The organism is Mesorhizobium sp. CNPSo 4661 (assembly GCF_057784215.1).
Genome location: NZ_JBWGIO010000004.1, coordinates 241,787 through 260,662 on the forward strand (window position 1 = coordinate 241,787; position 18,876 = coordinate 260,662).

The following is an 18,876-nucleotide window of genomic DNA, read 5'->3' on the forward strand; positions in this document are numbered from 1 at the left end:
GATGACCCAGGCGTTGAACGAACTCTCCACCTATCTCGGCGAGAAGCTCTCCGGCCGCATCGGCGAAGCCGTGCTTGCCTATGGCGAGCTGACCGTTTCGGTCGAGCCGGGCAATCTGATCGAGGTGGCGACCTTCCTGCGCGACGATGCGCGCTGCCAGTTCATCTCGATCATCGACGTCTGCGGAGCCGACTACCCGTCGCGCGCCAGGCGCTTCGATGTCGTCTATCACCTTTTGTCGCCGAAGCAGAATGTGCGCATCCGGCTCAAGGTTCAGGCCGACGAGGAAACCCTGGTGCCGTCGCTGACGGCGGTCTATCCCGGCGCCGACTGGTTTGAGCGCGAGACATACGATCTCTACGGCGTGCTGTTTTCGGGCCACCCAGACTTGCGCCGCATCTTGACCGATTACGGCTTCGAGGGCCATCCGCTGCGCAAGGATTTTCCGCTGACGGGTTTCGTCGAGGTTCGTTACGACGACGAAGCCAAGCGCGTGATCTACGAGCCGGTGGAATTGAAGCAGGAATTCAGAAACTTCGACTTTTTGAGCCCATGGGAAGGGACGGATTACGTCCTGCCGGGGGATGAAAAGGCGAAGCAGTGAATGGTGAATAGTGAATGGTGAATGGACGAGACGCCGGGAAAGATACGCGACTATCGCGATTTCATCGTCTGGCAGGAGGCGATGGATATCGCCGAGTCCATTTACGCTTTGACGCGCGGGTTTCCGCGCGAGGAAATGTACGGACTGGCGGCTCAGATGCGGCGATGTGCAGCTTCTATACCGGCAAACATTGCGGAAGGGTTCGGTCGCGCTCAGAGGCGACCGTTCATTCAATTCCTTCGTATTGCGCAGGGCTCATTGAAGGAACTGGAAACGCATACAATGCTCTGCGGGCGCGTGGGACTCTTGTCCAAGGAGCAAGCCGCAAGTCTGGAACCAAGCTTCACCCGGCTGGGCAAAAGGCTGGTTTCGTTCGTTCGGTCGCTCGAGGGGGAGCGCGAATGACCATTCACCATTCACCATTGACCATTCACTATTCGCCAAGGGCGACCCATGGCTGAAACCTCCGTCCGCAACTTCAACATCAACTTCGGTCCGCAGCACCCTGCGGCGCACGGCGTTTTGCGCCTGGTGCTGGAGCTGGACGGCGAGGTGGTCGACCGCGTCGATCCGCATATCGGCCTGCTGCATCGCGGCACCGAGAAGCTGATGGAAGCGAAGACTTATCTTCAGGCCGTGCCTTATCTCGACCGGCTCGACTATTGCGCGCCGATGAACCAGGAGCATGCCTTCGCGCTCGCGGCCGAGCGACTGCTCGGCATCGAAGTGCCGAAGCGCGGCCAGTTGATCCGGGTGCTCTATTCCGAGATGGGCCGCATCATGTCGCACATCTTGAATGTGACGACGCAGGCGATGGACGTCGGCGCGCTGACGCCGCCGCTGTGGGGCTTCGTCGAGCGCGAAAAGCTGATGGTGTTCTACGAACGCGCCTCGGGCTCGCGCATGCATGCGGCCTATTTCCGGCCGGGTGGCGTGCACCAGGATCTGCCGCAGGAGCTGGTCGAGGACATCGGCAAGTGGATCGATCCGTTCCTGAAGTCGATCGACGATCTCGACGCGTTGCTCACACCCAACCGCATCTTCAAGCAGCGCAATGTCGATATCGGCACAGTGTCGCTTGCCGACGCCTGGGCCTGGGGCTTTTCGGGCGTCATGGTGCGCGGCTCGGGCGCTGCCTGGGACTTGCGCAAGTCGCAGCCCTACGAATGTTATTCCGAGATGGATTTCGACATCCCGATCGGCAAGAACGGCGACTGCTACGACCGGTACCTGGTGCGCATGGAAGAGATGCGCCAGTCGGCCAAGATCATGCGCCAGTGCGTCGATCTCCTGCTCGGCAAGGAAAGCGCCGGCCCGGTGTCGAACCTCGACGGCAAGGTGGTACCGCCGAAACGCCAGGCGATGAAGCGCTCGATGGAAGCGCTGATCCATCACTTCAAGCTCTACACCGAGGGCTATCGCGTGCCGGCCGGCGAGGTCTATGCGGCCGTCGAGGCGCCGAAAGGCGAGTTCGGCGTCTATCTGGTCTCGGACGGCACCAACAAGCCCTATCGCTGCAAGCTGCGCGCGCCCGGCTTCGCGCATCTGCAAGCCATGGATTTCCTGTGCCGCGGCCACATGCTGGCCGACGTCACCGCCGTACTTGGCTCCCTCGACATCGTGTTTGGTGAGGTCGATCGCTAAATGTCAGTCCGCCGTCTCGCAGATGCCAGCGTCCAGCCCGCTTCCTTCGCCTTCAACAAGGCGAACGCGGCGGCGGCGCAGCAGTGGATCGCCAAATACCCGAAAGGGCGCGAACAGTCGGCCATCATTCCGCTGCTGATGATCGCGCAGGAGCAGGAAGGCTGGGTCACCAAGGCGGCGATCGAGACGATCTCCGACATGCTCGGCATGCCGCGTATCCGTGGCCTCGAAGTCGCGACCTTCTATACGCAGTACCAGCTCAATCCGGTCGGCACGCGTGCGCATATCCAGGTCTGCGGCACCACGCCCTGCATGCTGCGCGGCTCGGAAGCGCTGATGGATGTGTGTCGCTCGAAGATCCATCACGACCAGTTCCACACCAACGACAAGGGCACGCTGTCGTGGGAGGAGGTCGAATGCCTCGGCGCCTGCGTCAACGCGCCGATGGTCATGATCTTCAAGGATACTTTCGAGGACCTGACGCCCGAGCGGTTGGCCGAGATCATCGATCTCTACGACGCCGGCAAGGGCGCCGAGGTGAAGCCCGGTCCGCAGAACGGCCGCCATGGCTCCGAGCCGGCCGGCGGCTTGAAGACGCTGACCAGCGAAAAGGCGATCCTGAAGTCGACGCGCGACAAGGAAGCCAAGGCGGCGGCGAAAGCCGCCAAGGATGCTGCCGCCGCTGCACCCGCTGCTGTTTCTGCCGCCGTCGTCTCGCAGGCTCCCGCCGGGCCGGCGTCGGGCCCGGTTGCGCCATCCAAATCCGCCAAGCCGAAGACCGATGCGCCGGAAACCAGCCCGGCGTTGGCGACGCCGTCGCCGGTCAAGGTCGCGCCGGCCACCGAGAAGGCGGCCAGCGTCAGGGCGCCGCGCCATTCTGCCGCCAACGCCAACCAGGCCGATCCGGAAGTCGAGGCGGTTTCCAAGCCGCGCAGCGGGCCAAAGACGAAAGCCGAGCCGGCTGCCGCCTTCAAGGCGCCGGAAACCAAGCAGCCTGCCGCCAAGACGGTGAAACCCTCGCTCGAGGACAAGAACCGGCCCGCCGGCATCGAGCGCCCGGCCGCGGTCGACGATCTCAAGCTGATCTCCGGCGTCGGCCCGAAGATCGAAGGCACCCTGCATTCGCTGGGCATCTATACGTTCGCGCAGGTCGCCGCGTGGAAGAAGGCCGAGCGCGAATGGGTCGACGGCTATCTCAATTTCCGCGGCCGCATCGAGCGCGACGACTGGGTGAAGCAGGCCAAGGCGCTCGCCAAGGGCGGCGTCGCCGAATACATCCGCGTCTTCGGCAAGAAGCCGGTCTGAGGGACGACAAATGCTTCAGGACAAAGACCGCATCTTCACCAACATCTACGGCCTGTTCGACACGTCGCTGGCCGGAGCGCAGTCGCGCGGCATCTGGGACGATACGCCGGGCCTGATCGCCAAGGGTCGCGACTGGATCGTCAACGAGATGAAGGCGTCCGGCCTGCGCGGCCGCGGCGGCGCCGGCTTCCCGACCGGCCTGAAATGGTCGTTCATGCCCAAGCAGAGCGACGGCCGGCCGAGCTATCTCGTCATCAATGCCGACGAATCCGAGCCTGGCACCTGCAAGGACCGCGACATCCTGCGCAACGATCCGCACACGCTGGTGGAGGGCGCGCTGGTCGCTGGCTTCGCCATGGGCGCGATCGCGGCCTACATCTATGTGCGCGGCGAGTTCATCCGCGAGCGCGAGGCGCTGCAGCGCGCCATCGACGAGGCTTACGCGGCCAAGCTCATCGGCAAGAACAACACGTCCGGCTACGACTTCGAAGTCTACATGCATCACGGCGCCGGCGCCTATATCTGCGGCGAGGAGACCGCGCTGCTCGAAAGCCTGGAAGGCAAGAAAGGCCAGCCCAGGCTGAAGCCGCCATTCCCGGCCAATGTCGGCCTCTATGGCTGCCCGACCACCGTCAACAACGTCGAATCGATCGCGGTGGCGCCGACCATCCTGCGGCGGGGTGCGGCCTGGTTCTCGTCCTTCGGCCGCCCGAACAATGCCGGCACCAAGCTGTTTTGCGTATCCGGCCACGTCAACAATCCGTGCACCTTCGAAGAGGCGATGTCGATCCCGTTCCGCGAGCTGATCGAGGAGCATTGCGGCGGCATCCGTGGCGGCTGGGACAACCTGCTCGCGGTCATCCCGGGCGGCGCTTCGGTGCCCTTGGTGCCGGCCGAGCAGATCATGGACGCGCCGATGGATTTCGACGCGCTGCGCGACCTGAAATCCGGCCTTGGCACGGCGGCCGTCATCGTCATGGACAAGTCGACGGATATCGTGAAGGCGATCGCCAGGCTTTCCTACTTCTACAAGCACGAGAGCTGCGGACAGTGCACGCCGTGCCGCGAAGGCACCGGCTGGATGTGGCGGGTGATGGAGCGCCTGGTGCGCGGCGAAGCGCAGAAGCGCGAGATCGACATGCTGCTCGACGTCACCAAGCAGGTCGAGGGTCACACGATCTGCGCCCTGGGCGACGCGGCGGCCTGGCCGATCCAGGGCCTGATGCGGCATTTCCGTGGCGAGGTGGAACGCCGCATCGACGAGTTTTCGCGCAACGCGCACCGGGTCGAGCCGGTGATGGTGGCGGCGGAATAAGACTTCGAAATACGGGCTTGGCCCGAAGACTGGAAGCAGGGGCGGGGCATACGAAGAAACGACCAGGAGATCTCTATGGCGCCGTATTCGATACCCTATCCGTTCATGCCTGATTTGGACCAACTCGAGAAGATGAACCAGGACCTGACCAAGATGATGCCGAAGGAGATGGCCAGCGCCGTCAACCTTCTGGCGCATCCGGTCGCCGGCTACGCCGCGATGTCGGCGCTCAGCATCGGTCTTGCCAACCATGCCGTCGGCATGTGGATGGGCGCCTTCACCGGCGCGATGGAAGCCTCGCAGCGCATGTTCCAGCCTTTCCTCGACGACCTCGAGGCGCAGAACGAAGCGGCCGCCAACGCGTCCAAGGCGCGCAAGGCGACCGAGACGCTGATCGCCAGGGCGCAGACCTTCGCCAGGGACGTGACCGACATCGCGGCGAACGCGACCGAGAAGGCGCTTGACGCGACCGGGGCCGATATCGTCGCCCAACCGGCCCCGACCGGGCTGATGCCCGAGGATTTCAGGCAGCCGAAGGCGCTCGACAAGCCGGCGGCGCCGTCGGACCTAAAGGCGATTTCGGGTATCGGACCGAAGCTGGAGAAGGTGCTCAACGGCCTCGGCATCTGGACCTATGGCCAGATCGCCGCCTGGACGTCGGAAGAGATCGCCTGGGTGGAGGATTACCTGTCGCTCGCCGGCCGCATCGGCCGCGACGACTGGACTGCGCAGGCGGCGGCGCTCGCCGCGACGAATTGAATTGAAATGCCGGGCGCGGCTTGAAGCCGCGTCCGGCAAAACGGATTGCGGAACATCCGCGAGGGTTTGAGGCGAATGGCAAAGCTAAAGGTCGACGGGAAAGAGATCACGGTACCCGACCATTACACGCTGCTGCAGGCGGCCGAGGACGCCGGCGCGGAAGTGCCGCGCTTCTGCTTCCATGAGCGGCTGTCCATCGCCGGCAATTGCCGCATGTGCCTGATCGAGGTGAAGGGCGGTCCGCCCAAGCCGCAGGCGTCCTGCGCCATGGGCGTGCGCGACCTGCGCCCCGGTCCGAACGGCGAGCCGCCGGAAATCTTCACCAACACGCCGATGGTCAAGAAGGCCCGCGAAGGCGTGATGGAATTCCTGCTGATCAACCATCCGTTGGATTGCCCGATCTGCGACCAGGGCGGCGAATGCGACCTGCAGGACCAGGCGATGGCCTTCGGCGTCGATTCCTCGCGCTATCACGAGAACAAGCGCGCGGTCGAAGACAAGTATATCGGCCCGCTGGTCAAGACGGTGATGAACCGCTGCATCCATTGCACGCGCTGCGTCCGCTTCACCACCGAGGTCGCCGGCATTTCCGAGCTCGGCCTGATCGGCCGCGGCGAGGATGCCGAGATCACCACCTATCTCGAACAGGCGATGACGTCGGAACTGCAGGGCAACGTCATCGACCTTTGCCCGGTCGGCGCGCTGACCTCCAAGCCGTTCGCCTTCCAGGCGCGGCCGTGGGAACTGACCAAGACGGAATCGATCGACGTCATGGACGCCGTCGGTTCGGCGATCCGCGTCGACAGCCGTGGTCGCGAGGTGATGCGCATCCTGCCGCGCGTCAACGAACAGGTGAACGAGGAGTGGATCTCCGACAAGACCCGCTTCATCTGGGATGGCCTGCGCACGCAGCGTCTCGACCGTCCCTATGTGCGCAAGAACGGCAAGCTGGCACCGGCAAGCTGGGCGGAAGCCTTCGCCGCGATCAAGGAACAGGTGGCCAAGACCGCGCCCGAGCGGATCGGCGCAATCGCCGGCGATCTCGCGGCGGTCGAGGAAATCTATGCGCTCAAGCTGCTGATGGCGGCGCTCGGCTCGAAGAACATCGACTGCCGCCAGGACGGCGCAGCGCTCGATCCGTCGCTCGGCCGCGCCAGCTACATCTTCAACCCGACCATCGAAGGCATCGAGCAGGCCGACGCGGTGCTGATCATCGGCGCCAATCCTCGCTTCGAGGCCTCGGTGCTCAACGCCCGCATCCGCAAGCGCTGGCGCGTCGGCAATCTGCCGGTCGGCGTCATCGGCGAGATCGGCGACACGCGCTACGACTATGAGCTCATCGGCGCCGGTCCGGAATCCCTGAAAGGGCTGGCCGACGGCACCGGCAAATTCTTCGAAGTGCTGAGCAAGGCCACGCATCCGTTGATCATCGTCGGCCAGGGCGCGCTGGCACGTGCCGACGGCGCCGCGGTGCTCGGCCAGGCGGCGAAGCTCGCGGCCGCCGTCAACGCGGTCACGGCCGAGTGGAACGGCTTTGCGGTGCTGCACAACGCGGCGGCAAGAGTCGGCGGCCTCGACGTCGGCTTCGTGCCGGGCGAGGGCGGCAAGGACGTCGCCGGCATGCTGGGCGACACCGACGTGCTCTTCCTGCTCGGCGCCGACGAGATCGACATGGCCAGGACCGGTGGCGCGTTCGTCGTCTATATCGGCACGCATGGCGATGCCGGCGCGCACCGCGCCAATGTCATCCTGCCGGCCGCCGCCTACACCGAGAAGTCCGGCACCTTTGTCAACACGGAAGGCCGCGTGCAGCAGACCAATCGCGCCGGCTTCGCTCCTGGCGAGGCCCGCGAGGACTGGGCGATCGTGCGGGCGCTCTCCGACGTGCTCGGCAAGAAGCTGCCCTTCGATTCGCTGGCGCAGCTGCGCGCCAAGCTCTATGGCGAATTCCCGCATCTTGCCCGTATCGACCAGGTGCAGGCCGGCAGCGGCGACGACATCGCCAAGGTGGCGAAGCTCGGCGGCCGACTGAACAAGGGCACCTTCACCTCGCCGGTGAAGGACTTCTATCTCACCAACCCGATCGCGCGGGCGTCGGCCGTGATGGCCGAATGCTCGGCGCTGGCCAAGATCGGCTTCAAGCAGGCGGCGGAATAAGCATGGAAACGTTCTTCTCCTTCTACGTGCTGCCGGCGCTGCTGATCCTGTTGAAATCGGTCGTGCTGATCGTCGTCCTTCTGATCGGCGTCGCCTACCTGCTCTACGCCGACCGCAAGATCTGGGCGGCGGTGCAATTGCGGCGCGGCCCGAACGTCGTCGGTCCGTGGGGCACGCTGCAGGCCTTCGCCGACCTCCTGAAATTCGTCTTCAAGGAGCCGGTGATCCCGTCGGGCGCCAACAAGGGCGTGTTCCTCCTGGCCCCGCTGGTGTCGGCGGTGCTGGCGATTTCGGCCTGGGCGGTCATTCCGGTCAATGAGGGCTGGGCGATCGCCAACATCAATGTCGGCATCCTCTATGTCTTCGCCATCTCCTCGCTTGAGGTCTATGGCGTGATCATGGGCGGCTGGGCGTCCAATTCGAAATACCCGTTCCTGGGCGCGCTGCGCTCGGCCGCGCAGATGGTGTCCTACGAGGTCTCGATCGGCTTCGTCATCGTCACCGTGCTGCTCACTGTCGGCTCGCTCAACCTCTCCGACATCGTCATGGCGCAGCAGGACGGCCTCGGCACCAGGCTCGGCCTGCCCAATACCTTCCTCGACTGGCACTGGCTGTCGCTGTTGCCGATGTTCGTGGTGTTCTTCATCTCTGCGCTCGCCGAAACGAACCGCCCGCCTTTTGATCTGGTGGAGGCGGAATCGGAACTCGTCGCCGGCCACATGGTCGAATATTCGTCGACGCCATTCCTGCTCTTCTTCCTCGGCGAGTATGTCGCCGTCGTCCTGATGTGCGCGCTGGCGACCATCCTGTTCCTCGGCGGCTGGCTGCCGCCGTTCAACTTCGCGCCCTTCACCTGGGTGCCGGGGGTGATCTGGTTCGTGCTGAAGATCTGCCTGATGTTCTTCATGTTCTCGATGGTGAAGGCTTTTGTGCCGCGCTACCGCTACGACCAGTTGATGCGGCTGGGCTGGAAAGTCTTCCTGCCGATCTCGCTGTTCATGGTCGTGGCCACCGCGGCCTTCCTCAAGATCACGGGGTTTGCGTGATGTCCGCTCTGGCCCAGGCCGCAAAATCGCTGCTGCTGAAGGATTTCGTCAGCGCCTTCTTCCTTTCGATGCGCCAGTTCTTCGCGCCGAAGGAAACGATCAACTATCCGCACGAGAAGGGGCCGACCAGCCCGCGCTTCCGTGGCGAACATGCGCTGCGCCGTTACCCGAACGGCGAGGAACGCTGCATCGCCTGCAAGCTCTGCGAGGCGATCTGCCCGGCGCAGGCCATCACCATCGAGGCCGGCCCGCGCCGCAATGACGGCACGCGCCGCACCGTGCGCTACGACATCGACATGGTGAAGTGCATCTATTGCGGCTTCTGCCAGGAAGCCTGCCCGGTCGACGCCATCGTCGAGGGGCCGAATTTCGAATTCGCGACCGAGACGCGCGAGGAGCTTTACTACAACAAGGAAAAGCTGCTTGCGAACGGCGATCGCTGGGAGCGGGAGTTGGCGCGCAACATCGCGCTGGACTCGCCCTATCGCTGACATTTGACGCATGGACGGGTCGAGGGGCCTCGTCCAGAGGATGATCCCGAAAAGTTGCAGACTTTTCGGACAAGATCATCCTCCGGAATGAAAGAGTGTCGCATGTTTCTTTCGATCAGGTCTTTCAACCCGATCGGAACATGCGATAGGAACACGCAACTTGCCGGCCGGAGGCGGTCGCAAAAATCAAACAGGACGAGCGTCCTGTTCGGACAGGAACCCGGGGGAACCCATGCTGAGTGGACTAGAGGCGGCCTTTTTCTACCTCTTCGCCTTTGTCGCCGTGGCGTCGGCCTTCATGGTCATTTCGTCGCGCAACCCCGTGCATTCCGTGCTGTTCCTGATCCTCACCTTCTTCAACGCCGCCGGCCTGTTCATGCTGACCGGCGCCGAGTTCCTGGCGATGATCCTGCTCGTCGTCTATGTCGGCGCGGTGATGGTGCTGTTCCTGTTCGTCGTCATGATGCTCGACGTCGACTTCGCCGAGATGAAGCAGGGCGCCCTGCAATATGCGCCGATCGGCGCGATGGTCGGGCTGATCCTGGCGGCGGAGCTGATCGTCGTGCTCGGCGGCTACACATTCGCGCCGCAGCTTGCCTCGACGGTCGCCAAGGCAACGCCGGATCTCGCCACGCGCTCCAACACGGCCGCGCTCGGCGATATCCTCTATACGGACTACCTCTATTACTTCCAGATTTCCGGCCTGGTGCTCTTGGTCGCCATGATCGGCGCCATCGTGCTGACGCTGCGCCACAAGGAAGGCGTCAAGCGGCAGTCGATCGCCGCGCAGGTCGGCCGCACGCCGGCGACGGGCATGGAAATCCGCAAGGTCAAATCGGGCGAGGGCATCTGAGATGGTCGTCGGCATTGCACATTACCTGACCGTATCGGCGATCCTGTTCACGCTCGGCGTGTTCGGCATCTTCCTGAACCGCCGCAACATCATCGTCATCCTGATGTCGATCGAGCTCATCCTGCTCGCGGTCAACATCAATTTCGTCGCGTTCTCGGCGGCGCTGCATGATCTCGTCGGACAGGTCTTCGCCCTGTTCGTGCTGACGGTCGCGGCCGCTGAAGCCGCGATCGGTCTTGCCATTCTTGTCGTCTTCTTCCGCAACCGCGGCTCGATCGCGGTCGAAGACGTGAGCGCGATGAAGGGTTGACGGGAACCATCATGTATCAGGCTATCGTCTTCCTTCCGCTGCTTGGCTTCCTGATTGTCGGCCTGTTCGGCAATTCGCTCGGCGCCAAGGCTTCAGAATACATCACCTCCGGTTTCCTGGTGATCGCGGCGGTGCTGTCGTGGATCGCCTTTTTCACCGTCGGCTTCGGCCATGGCGAAGTGTTCACTGTGCCGGTGCTGCGCTGGATCCAGTCGGGCGGCATCGACGCCTCCTGGGCGCTGAGGGTCGACACGCTGACGGTGGTGATGCTGGTCGTGGTCAACACGGTGTCGGCGCTGGTTCACATCTATTCGATCGGCTACATGCATCACGATCCGAACCGGCCGCGCTTTTTCGCCTATCTGTCGTTGTTCACCTTCGCGATGCTGATGCTGGTGACGGCCGACAACCTCATCCAGATGTTCTTCGGCTGGGAAGGGGTCGGTCTTGCCTCCTATTTGCTGATCGGTTTTTGGTACAAGAAGCCGTCGGCCAACGCCGCCGCCATCAAGGCTTTCGTCGTCAACCGCGTCGGTGACTTCGGCTTCGCTCTCGGCATCTTCGGCGTGTTCGTGCTGTTCGGCTCGGTCAACCTGGGCACCATCTTCGCCAATGCGGCCACCTACTTGCCGGCCGAAGGCGCGCCGGCCGGTGCCGCCGTGCTCACCTTCCTCGGCCATGCGCTCGACAAGCAGGCGGCGCTGACGGTGGTCTGCCTGCTGCTCTTCATGGGCGCCATGGGCAAGTCGGCGCAGGTGCCGCTGCACACCTGGCTGCCGGACGCGATGGAAGGCCCGACCCCGGTCTCCGCGCTCATCCACGCGGCGACCATGGTGACCGCCGGTGTGTTCATGCTGGCGAGGCTTTCGCCGCTGTTCGAGCTGTCACATACGGCGCTGACCGTCGTCACCTTCATCGGTGCCTTCACCGCTTTCTTCGCGGCAACGGTCGGCCTCGTCCAGAACGACATCAAGCGCGTCATCGCCTATTCGACTTGCTCGCAGCTCGGCTACATGTTCGTGGCGCTCGGCGTCGGCGCCTATGGCGCGGCGATCTTCCATCTGTTCACGCACGCCTTCTTCAAGGCGCTGCTGTTCCTCGGCTCCGGCTCGGTCATCCACGCGGTTTCCGACGAGCAGGACATGCGCAGGATGGGCGGGCTCAGGAAGCTCATCCCGGCAACCTACTGGATGATGATCATCGGCACGCTGGCGCTGACCGGCGTCGGCATCCCTGCAACGGTGATCGGCACCGCCGGCTTCTTCTCCAAGGACGCCATTATCGCCACGTCGTTCGCCAGCCACAACGCGGTCGCGGCCTTCGCGTTCATCCTGCTGGTGGTCGCCGCCTGCTTCACCAGCTTCTATTCCTGGCGGCTGATCTTCATGACCTTCCACGGTGAGCCACGCGCCAGCCACGAGGTCATGCATCACGTCCATGAATCGCCACCGGTGATGCTGGTGCCGCTCTATGTGCTCGCCGCCGGTGCGCTGTTCGCGGGCATCATCTTCCACGGCGCCTTCATCGGCGAGGGCTATGCCGAGTTCTGGAAGGCGTCGCTGTTCACGCTGCCGGACAACCACATCCTGCACGAGATCCACGAGCTGCCGCTGTGGGTGGAACTGGCGCCCTTCGTCGCCATGATCATCGGTTTGGCGGTTGCCTGGAAGTTCTACATCCGCACACCGGAACTGCCCAGAAGCGTCGCCGCCAATCATCGCCTGCTTTACGGCTTCCTGCTCAACAAGTGGTATTTCGACGAGCTCTACGACTTCCTGTTCGTGCAGCCGGCCAAGCGCCTCGGCAGGTTCCTGTGGAAGACCGGTGACGGCACGATCATCGACGGGCTCGGCCCGGACGGCATCTCGGCGCGCGTCGTCGACGTCACCAACCGCGTCGTCAAGCTGCAGACCGGCTATCTCTACCACTACGCTTTCGCCATGCTGATCGGCGTGGCCGCTCTCGTCACCTGGATGATGCTCTGATGACCGACTGGCCAATCCTCTCGCTGGTCACCTTCCTGCCGCTGGTTGGTGTTCTGCTCATCCTGTTCATCAGCGACGACAGCGAAAACGCGCGCCGCAACATCCGCGCCATCGCCTTCATCACGACGGCGTTCACCTTCGTCGTCTCGCTGTTCATCTGGACCGGCTTCGACAATTCGCAGGCCGGCTTCCAGTTCGTCGAGAAGCACGCCTGGCTGGATTCGGGCATCTCCTATCATCTTGGCGTCGACGGCATCTCGATGCTGTTCGTCATCCTGACGACCTTCCTGATGCCGTTCTGCATCCTCGCCTCGTGGGAAGCGATCGAGAAGCGGGTCAAGGCCTATATGATCGCCTTCCTGATCCTCGAGACGCTGATGATCGGCGTGTTCTGCGCGCTCGACATCGTCCTGTTCTACGTCTTCTTCGAGGCCGGCCTGATTCCGATGTTCATCATCATCGGCGTCTGGGGCGGCAAGCGGCGCGTCTATGCCTCGTTCAAGTTCTTCCTCTATACGCTCGCCGGTTCGGTGCTGATGCTGCTCGCCATCATGGCGATGTTCTTCCAGTCGGGCACCACCGACATCCCGACGCTCCTGACGCATCACTTCCCGGCCAACATGCAGACCTGGCTGTGGCTCGCCTTCTTCGCCTCCTTCGCGGTGAAGATGCCGATGTGGCCGGTGCATACCTGGCTCCCCGATGCCCACGTCGAGGCGCCGACGGCGGGCTCGGTCATCCTGGCCGCCATCCTCTTGAAGATGGGTGGATACGGCTTCCTGCGCTTCTCCCTGCCGATGTTCCCGGAAGCGTCGGCGATGTTCGCGCCGCTGGTGTTCACGCTCTCGGTCGTAGCCATCATCTACACCTCGCTGGTGGCGTTGATGCAGGAGGACATGAAGAAGCTGATCGCCTATTCGTCGGTCGCCCACATGGGCTTCGTCACCATGGGCATCTTCGCGATGAACCAGGAAGGCGTGCAGGGCGCGATCTTCCAGATGCTCAGCCACGGCCTCGTCTCGGGCGCGCTGTTCCTGTGCGTCGGCGTCATCTACGACCGCATGCACACGCGCGAGATCGACGCCTATGGCGGCCTAGTCAACAACATGCCGAAATACGCCGCCGTGTTCATGATCTTCACCATGGCCAATGTCGGCCTTCCCGGCACCAGCGGCTTCATCGGCGAATTCCTGACCATGCTCGGCGTGTTCAAGGTCAACACCTGGGTGGCCTTCTTCGCCGCGACGGGCGTCATCCTGTCGGCGGCCTACGCGCTATGGCTCTATCGGCGGGTGATCTTCGGCGCGCTAACCAAGGACAGCCTGAAGAACCTGCTCGACCTGTCGCCGCGCGAGAAGGCGATCATCTACCCGCTGGTGGTGCTGGTGATCTTCTTCGGCGTCTATCCGGCGCCGGTGTTCGACGCGACGGCCCAGTCGGTCAAGACGCTCGTCACCAACGTCACCGCATCCATCAATTCCGCGCAGACCGCGGCGGCGAACTGACTGGGGAATAGACCATGACGCCGGACCTTCTCTCCAGCTTTTCGCTCTCGACGCCGGAACTGATCCTGGCCGTCGGGGCGCTGGTGCTCCTGATGATCGGAGCCTATTCGCGCTCCAACAACACCATGACCGTGACCGGTCTGGCCGTGCTCGTGCTGGTGGTGGCCGGCCTGTGGCTTGCCTTCTCCGGCGGGCGGGGCGCTGCCTATGGCGGCGCCTTCGTGCAGGATTCCTTCAGCGCCTTCATGAAGATGCTGGCACTGATCGGTTCGGCGGTGACGCTGGTCATGTCGATGCGCTTTGCGCGCCAGGAACATTTCGACAAGTTCGAATTCCCGGTACTGATCCTGCTCTGCACGCTCGGCATGATGCTGATGATCTCGGCCAATGGCATGATCGGGCTCTATCTCGGGCTCGAGCTGCAGTCGCTGGCGATCTACGTGCTGGCCGCGATCAACCGCGACAATCTGCGCTCGACCGAGGCGGGCCTGAAATATTTCGTCCTCGGCGCGCTGTCGTCGGGCATGCTGCTCTACGGCATCAGCCTCGTCTACGGCTACACCGGCAACACCGGTTTCCAGGAGATCGCGACGGCGCTCTCCAGCGGCGAGCGCCAGCTCGGCCTCGTCTTCGGCCTGGTGTTCGTGCTTGCCGGCCTTGCCTTCAAGATCTCGGCCGTGCCGTTCCATATGTGGACGCCGGACGTCTATGAGGGCGCGCCGACGCCGATCACCGCTTTCCTGGCGGCGGCGCCGAAGATGGCGGCGATGGCGCTGATCGTGCGCGTCACCATGGGCGCTTTCAAGCCGATCGCCGCCGACTGGCAGCAGATCATCGTCTTCATCTCGATTGCCTCGATGGCGCTCGGCGCATTCGCGGCCATCGGCCAGACCAACATCAAGCGCCTGATGGCCTATTCCTCGATCGGCCATATGGGCTATGCGCTGGTCGGCCTTGCCGCCAACAGCCAGGCCGGCGTGCGCGGCGTCGCCATCTACATGCTGATCTATCTGGTGATGACGCTGGGGACCTTCGCCTTCATCCTCGCGATGCGGCGCAAGGAAGGCAATGTCGAGCAGATCAGCGACCTCGCCGGCCTGTCCTCGACCAACCCGATCATGGCCACCATCCTCACCATCTTGATGTTCTCTCTGGCCGGCATTCCGCCGCTCGCGGGGTTCTGGGGGAAGTGGTACGTTTTCCTCGCCGCCATCAACGCGCATCTCTACGCGCTGGCGATCATCGGCGTGCTGGCCTCGGTGGTGGGCGCCTACTACTATCTGCGCATCATCAAGATCATGTGGTTCGACGAGCCGGTCGGCGGTTTCGTGCCGATGGCCAGCGAGCTGCGTCTCGTGCTCGGCGTCAGCGGCGCCTTCGTGCTGTTCTATGTGCTGATCGGCGGGCCGATCGGCAGCTATGCCGAAGCCGCCGCCAAGACCTTCTTCTGACGGGATGGCATTTCGGCTGGCTCCAACCGCGGCGTCGGAGGGGTTCCGGCTCGAGGCGCATGACAGCGTCGGCTCGACCAACGCGCTGGCGCTGGATCACGCGCGCGCCGGCGATCCCGGCAAGCTCTGGGTCGTTTCGAAGAAGCAGGAAAGCGGTCGCGGCCGCCGTGGCCGTGTCTGGGCAACGCCCGAAGGCAATCTCGCGGCGACACTGCTTCTGGTTCCGGGCGGCGAGCTGCGGCTTGCCGCGACGCTCGGCTTTGTCGCAGGGCTGGCGCTGGCCGACGCGCTCGACGCCGTCGTGCCGAAGGGCCGGATCGCCGTCGCCTTGGATGGCGCGAGCCAGGGCCGCAACCGCTTCGAACTGAAGTGGCCGAACGACGTGCTGGCCTCGGGCGCCAAGCTTGCCGGCATATTGCTGGAATCGGCGATGCTGGAAGGCGGCCGTTTCGCAGTCGCCGTCGGCATAGGCGTCAATGTCGTGGCCTATCCCGAGGACTTGCCTTATCCGGCGACGTCGCTGCAGGCATTGGGCGCCGAGTGCGACGCCGAGATCCTGTTCCTGGCGCTTTCGGATGCCTGGAGCGAGAATGCCCGGATGTGGGATAACGGGCGCGGGCTCGATGCCATCAGAAAGCGCTGGCTTGGCCGTGCGGCGGGCCTCGGCGGCGAGGTTGCTGTCAGAATTGACGGCAATGTGGTGCGCGGCGTCTTCGAGACCATTGACGAGGACTGCCGTTTCGTGATCCGCGACGATAAGGGATCGGTTTTGACGATCGCGGCCGGCGACGTGCATTTCGGCGCTGTCGCCTCGGCCCGGGTATAATTTGGTTCAGTGCAATTCCGGACGGAAACCGTGACACGCATTTCCCGGCATTGCTCCAACGGCTTGGCCTGACGGCCAGGAAGGAAAGAATTCATGGCGAATAAGGAAAACGCCGAGCTCGTCTTCGCGCCGCTGGGCGGCGTCGGCGAGATCGGCATGAACTTCGCCCTCTACGGCTATGGGCCCGCCGACGCGCGCGAATGGATCATCGTCGATGTCGGCGTCACCTTCCCCGACAGCGCGCATCCCGGCGTCGATCTCATCCTGCCCGATACGCGCTTCATCGAGGAGAATATCGACGGGCTGCGCGGCATCGTGATCACCCATGCGCATGAGGACCATTACGGCGCGCTGCTCGATATCTGGCCGAAGCTCAAGGCGCCTGTATGGATGACGCCGTTCACCGCCGGCCTGCTCGAAGCCAAGCGGCAGGGCGAGCAGAACGCCCCGAAGATTCCGGCGTCGATCTACCGTGCCGGCGAGAAATTCACCGTCGGACCGTTCGAGATCGAGGCCATTCCGGTGGCGCATTCGATCCCCGAGCCGATGTCGCTGGCGATCACCACGCCCGCAGGCACCGTCATCCACACCGGCGACTGGAAGATCGACCCGGCGCCGACGATCGGCCCGATGACCGACGAGGCGCGTTTCCGCGCCTATGGCGACAAGGGCGTTCTGGCGCTGATCTGCGATTCCACCAACGCGCTGAGGGAAGGGGAGTCGCCCTCGGAAGTGGCGGTCGGCGAAGGCCTCAAGGGCGTCATCGAGAAGGCCAAGGGCCGCGTCGCGGTCACCACCTTTTCCTCCAATGTCGGGCGCATCGTCTCGATCGCCAGGGCGGCGCGCGACGCCGGCAGGCAGTGCCTGGTGCTCGGCCGCTCGCTGAAGCGCGTCATCGATGTGGCGGGCGAGCTCGGCTACATGGACGGCCTGCCGGAGTTCATCGCCGAGGAAGACTACGGCTATATCCCGCGCGAGAACCTGGTGATCATCTGCACCGGCAGCCAGGGCGAGCCGCTGGCGGCGCTTGCAAAGCTTTCGCGCGACGAGATGAAGTCGGTGGCGCTGACGGCCGGCGATACGGTGGTGTTTTCCTCGCGCACCATTCCCGGCAACGAAAAAGCGATCCTCGAGATCAAGAACCGGCTGATCGACCTCGGCATGAAGATCATCGAGGACGGCGACGCGCTTGTGCACGTCTCCGGCCATCCGCGGCGCAGCGAATTGCGCAAGATGTATGAGTGGGTGCGGCCGCAGATCGGCGTTCCCGTGCATGGCGAGGCGGCGCATCTGGTGGCGCAGGGCTCGCTGATGTCGACGTCGGGCATCGGCCAGGTGGCGCAGGTGCGCGACGGCGACATGCTTCGGCTCTGGCCTGGTCCCGCAACGATCATCGACCAGGTGCCGTTCGGCCGGCTCTACAAGGATGGCAATCTGATCGGCACCGACCAGGCGATGGGCATACGCGACCGCCGCAAGCTTTCCTTTGCCGGCCATGTCGCGGTCAATGTCGTGCTCGACGACAAATATGAGCTTGCCGGCGACCCCGACCTGGTGGCGATCGGCGTCGCCGAGGCCGATGCCCGCGGCGAGACGCTGGAGGACCTGATGCTCGATGCAGCAATCGGCGCGGTGGACTCCATTCCGCGCCAGCGCCGAAAAGACCTCGACCTGGTGCAGGAAGCGGTGCGCCGTGCCGTGCGCGGCGCCGCCAACGAAGCCTGGGGCAAGAAGCCGCTGGTGACGGTGTTTGTGACGAGATGACGGAGTAGGCAATAGGGATTAGGCAGTAGGCAATAGGAAAGGCGATTGCGTTTCAGCTCGCCAAATTTGCTTCTTCTCTACTGCCTACTGCCTACTGCCTACTGCCTAAGGAAAACCGCCAATGCTTGGACGCCTGAACCATGTCGCGCTTGCCGTGCCGGATCTGGCCGCGGCGATGGCCGCCTATCGCGATACGCTGGGCGCGCGGTTGAGCGCGCCGCAGGCGCTGCCGGAACATGGGGTCACCGTCGTGTTCGTCGATGTCGGCAACACCAAGATCGAGCTGCTGGAGCCGCTGGGCGAGGCTTCGCCCATCGCCGCGTTCCTCGAGAAGAACCCCTCCGGCGGCATGCATCACGTCTGCTATGAGGTTGACGATATCCTGGCCGCTCGCGATCATTTGAAACAAAGCGGCGCGCGCGTGCTGGGCGACGGCAACCCGAAGGTCGGCGCGCATGGCAAGCCGGTGCTGTTCCTGCATCCCAAGGATTTCTTCGGCACGCTCGTCGAACTGGAGCAGGCATGAACTGGATTCTGTTCGCCGCGCTGTTCTTCGTCACCTGGTGGCTGGTGCTGTTCGTTGTTCTTCCGTTCAGCCTGCGCACCCAGGACGACGACCAGGATGTCACGCTCGGCACCGTTTCCAGCGCACCGCGCGGCCCGCATATGCTGCGAGCCTTCATCCGCGCGACCATCGTGACGGTGATCGTGATGGGCATCCTCTATGGCCTGACGATGGGCCTGGGATTCAGCTTCGACGACATCATGCGGATCATGCCGGACTTTAGTCCGAACGGCAGTCACTGACGCTGAAGATACAGTTTCCGCAAGTATTGAAGAGCATACGCGCGCCAAGGTTGA

The 18,876-nt window shown here is 63.8% G+C and carries 18 protein-coding genes; all 18 read left to right on the top strand.

The genetic code is table 11. From position 1 onward, the window contains the following. The first annotated feature begins 1 nt into the window (after position 1). The 18 genes from AC0YKC_RS07845 (at position 2) to AC0YKC_RS07930 (ending at position 18,822) form a co-directional block, all read left to right on the top strand. The gene (locus AC0YKC_RS07845; RefSeq protein ID WP_488510694.1) at positions 2-604 is read left to right on the top strand and encodes an NADH-quinone oxidoreductase subunit C; all 603 of its coding nucleotides are present in this window, start codon (positions 2-4) and stop codon (positions 602-604) included. 21 nt (positions 605-625) lie between these two features. Next, positions 626-1,009, top strand: a complete 384-nt coding sequence (locus AC0YKC_RS07850; RefSeq protein WP_488510695.1) for a four helix bundle protein — start codon at positions 626-628, stop codon at positions 1,007-1,009. A 48-nt stretch (positions 1,010-1,057) separates the two neighbouring features. After that, a complete protein-coding gene (locus tag AC0YKC_RS07855) occupies positions 1,058-2,248 on the top strand; it encodes an NADH-quinone oxidoreductase subunit D (protein WP_434723262.1) in 1,191 nt (396 codons plus the stop codon). Then, on the top strand, positions 2,249-3,553 hold the full coding sequence (locus AC0YKC_RS07860) for an NADH-quinone oxidoreductase subunit E (protein WP_488510696.1): 1,305 nt from the start codon (positions 2,249-2,251) through the stop codon (positions 3,551-3,553). It begins immediately after the preceding gene. Between the two features lie 10 nt (positions 3,554-3,563). After that, positions 3,564-4,868: an NADH-quinone oxidoreductase subunit NuoF gene (nuoF, locus tag AC0YKC_RS07865; protein WP_140683773.1), complete on the top strand. Its 1,305-nt coding sequence runs from the start codon at positions 3,564-3,566 to the stop codon at positions 4,866-4,868. Positions 4,869-4,943: 75 nt separating this feature from the next. Beyond that, a complete protein-coding gene (locus tag AC0YKC_RS07870; protein WP_488510697.1) occupies positions 4,944-5,627 on the top strand; it encodes an NADH-ubiquinone dehydrogenase in 684 nt (227 codons plus the stop codon). A gap of 75 nt (positions 5,628-5,702) precedes the next feature. Continuing rightward, the gene (nuoG, locus tag AC0YKC_RS07875) at positions 5,703-7,784 is read left to right on the top strand and encodes an NADH-quinone oxidoreductase subunit NuoG (protein ID WP_488510698.1); all 2,082 of its coding nucleotides are present in this window, start codon (positions 5,703-5,705) and stop codon (positions 7,782-7,784) included. A 2-nt stretch (positions 7,785-7,786) separates the two neighbouring features. After that, entirely contained in the window at positions 7,787-8,830 is a 1,044-nt protein-coding gene (gene nuoH / locus AC0YKC_RS07880) for an NADH-quinone oxidoreductase subunit NuoH (RefSeq protein ID WP_320295240.1), read from the top strand. Beyond that, positions 8,830-9,321, top strand: a complete 492-nt coding sequence (gene nuoI / locus AC0YKC_RS07885; RefSeq protein ID WP_042643165.1) for an NADH-quinone oxidoreductase subunit NuoI — start codon at positions 8,830-8,832, stop codon at positions 9,319-9,321. Before nuoH ends, nuoI begins: the two co-directional genes overlap by 1 nt. Before the next feature lie 232 nt (positions 9,322-9,553). Next, a complete protein-coding gene (locus tag AC0YKC_RS07890) occupies positions 9,554-10,174 on the top strand; it encodes an NADH-quinone oxidoreductase subunit J (RefSeq protein WP_488510699.1) in 621 nt (206 codons plus the stop codon). A gap of 1 nt (position 10,175) precedes the next feature. Beyond that, positions 10,176-10,484, top strand: coding sequence for an NADH-quinone oxidoreductase subunit NuoK (gene nuoK, locus AC0YKC_RS07895; protein WP_027168992.1), 309 nt, complete (start codon positions 10,176-10,178; stop codon positions 10,482-10,484). Positions 10,485-10,495: 11 nt separating this feature from the next. After that, the gene (gene nuoL, locus AC0YKC_RS07900; protein ID WP_488510700.1) at positions 10,496-12,469 is read left to right on the top strand and encodes an NADH-quinone oxidoreductase subunit L; all 1,974 of its coding nucleotides are present in this window, start codon (positions 10,496-10,498) and stop codon (positions 12,467-12,469) included. After that, positions 12,469-13,974, top strand: coding sequence for an NADH-quinone oxidoreductase subunit M (locus AC0YKC_RS07905; RefSeq protein ID WP_488510701.1), 1,506 nt, complete (start codon positions 12,469-12,471; stop codon positions 13,972-13,974). The genes nuoL and AC0YKC_RS07905 overlap by 1 nt, the downstream gene beginning before the upstream one ends. A gap of 14 nt (positions 13,975-13,988) precedes the next feature. Then, positions 13,989-15,425: an NADH-quinone oxidoreductase subunit NuoN gene (nuoN, locus tag AC0YKC_RS07910; RefSeq protein WP_488510702.1), complete on the top strand. Its 1,437-nt coding sequence runs from the start codon at positions 13,989-13,991 to the stop codon at positions 15,423-15,425. Between the two features lie 4 nt (positions 15,426-15,429). Further along, positions 15,430-16,251, top strand: coding sequence for a biotin--[acetyl-CoA-carboxylase] ligase (locus tag AC0YKC_RS07915; RefSeq protein ID WP_320295245.1), 822 nt, complete (start codon positions 15,430-15,432; stop codon positions 16,249-16,251). A gap of 93 nt (positions 16,252-16,344) precedes the next feature. Next, positions 16,345-18,015, top strand: coding sequence for a ribonuclease J (locus tag AC0YKC_RS07920; RefSeq protein ID WP_320295246.1), 1,671 nt, complete (start codon positions 16,345-16,347; stop codon positions 18,013-18,015). A gap of 121 nt (positions 18,016-18,136) precedes the next feature. Then, positions 18,137-18,541 (top strand): methylmalonyl-CoA epimerase, encoded by a 405-nt coding sequence (mce, locus tag AC0YKC_RS07925; protein WP_488510703.1) that lies wholly within the window; start codon positions 18,137-18,139, stop codon positions 18,539-18,541. After that, on the top strand, positions 18,538-18,822 hold the full coding sequence (locus AC0YKC_RS07930) for a DUF1467 family protein (protein WP_488510704.1): 285 nt from the start codon (positions 18,538-18,540) through the stop codon (positions 18,820-18,822). Before mce ends, AC0YKC_RS07930 begins: the two co-directional genes overlap by 4 nt. Positions 18,823-18,876 lie beyond the last annotated feature (54 nt).

Excerpts from the sequence above, each read along its gene's own strand:
- AC0YKC_RS07845 (WP_488510694.1), top strand. The coding sequence starts at position 2 with ATGACCCAGGCGTTGAACGAACTCTCCACCTATCTCGGCGAGAAGCTC.
- AC0YKC_RS07850 (WP_488510695.1), top strand. The coding sequence starts at position 626 with ATGGACGAGACGCCGGGAAAGATACGCGACTATCGCGATTTCATCGTC.
- AC0YKC_RS07855 (WP_434723262.1), top strand. The coding sequence starts at position 1,058 with ATGGCTGAAACCTCCGTCCGCAACTTCAACATCAACTTCGGTCCGCAG.
- AC0YKC_RS07860 (WP_488510696.1), top strand. The coding sequence starts at position 2,249 with ATGTCAGTCCGCCGTCTCGCAGATGCCAGCGTCCAGCCCGCTTCCTTC.
- nuoF (WP_140683773.1), top strand. The coding sequence starts at position 3,564 with ATGCTTCAGGACAAAGACCGCATCTTCACCAACATCTACGGCCTGTTC.
- AC0YKC_RS07870 (WP_488510697.1), top strand. The coding sequence starts at position 4,944 with ATGGCGCCGTATTCGATACCCTATCCGTTCATGCCTGATTTGGACCAA.
- nuoG (WP_488510698.1), top strand. The coding sequence starts at position 5,703 with ATGGCAAAGCTAAAGGTCGACGGGAAAGAGATCACGGTACCCGACCAT.
- nuoH (WP_320295240.1), top strand. The coding sequence starts at position 7,787 with ATGGAAACGTTCTTCTCCTTCTACGTGCTGCCGGCGCTGCTGATCCTG.
- nuoI (WP_042643165.1), top strand. The coding sequence starts at position 8,830 with ATGTCCGCTCTGGCCCAGGCCGCAAAATCGCTGCTGCTGAAGGATTTC.
- AC0YKC_RS07890 (WP_488510699.1), top strand. The coding sequence starts at position 9,554 with ATGCTGAGTGGACTAGAGGCGGCCTTTTTCTACCTCTTCGCCTTTGTC.
- nuoK (WP_027168992.1), top strand. The coding sequence starts at position 10,176 with ATGGTCGTCGGCATTGCACATTACCTGACCGTATCGGCGATCCTGTTC.
- nuoL (WP_488510700.1), top strand. The coding sequence starts at position 10,496 with ATGTATCAGGCTATCGTCTTCCTTCCGCTGCTTGGCTTCCTGATTGTC.
- AC0YKC_RS07905 (WP_488510701.1), top strand. The coding sequence starts at position 12,469 with ATGACCGACTGGCCAATCCTCTCGCTGGTCACCTTCCTGCCGCTGGTT.
- nuoN (WP_488510702.1), top strand. The coding sequence starts at position 13,989 with ATGACGCCGGACCTTCTCTCCAGCTTTTCGCTCTCGACGCCGGAACTG.
- AC0YKC_RS07915 (WP_320295245.1), top strand. The coding sequence starts at position 15,430 with ATGGCATTTCGGCTGGCTCCAACCGCGGCGTCGGAGGGGTTCCGGCTC.
- AC0YKC_RS07920 (WP_320295246.1), top strand. The coding sequence starts at position 16,345 with ATGGCGAATAAGGAAAACGCCGAGCTCGTCTTCGCGCCGCTGGGCGGC.
- mce (WP_488510703.1), top strand. The coding sequence starts at position 18,137 with ATGCTTGGACGCCTGAACCATGTCGCGCTTGCCGTGCCGGATCTGGCC.
- AC0YKC_RS07930 (WP_488510704.1), top strand. The coding sequence starts at position 18,538 with ATGAACTGGATTCTGTTCGCCGCGCTGTTCTTCGTCACCTGGTGGCTG.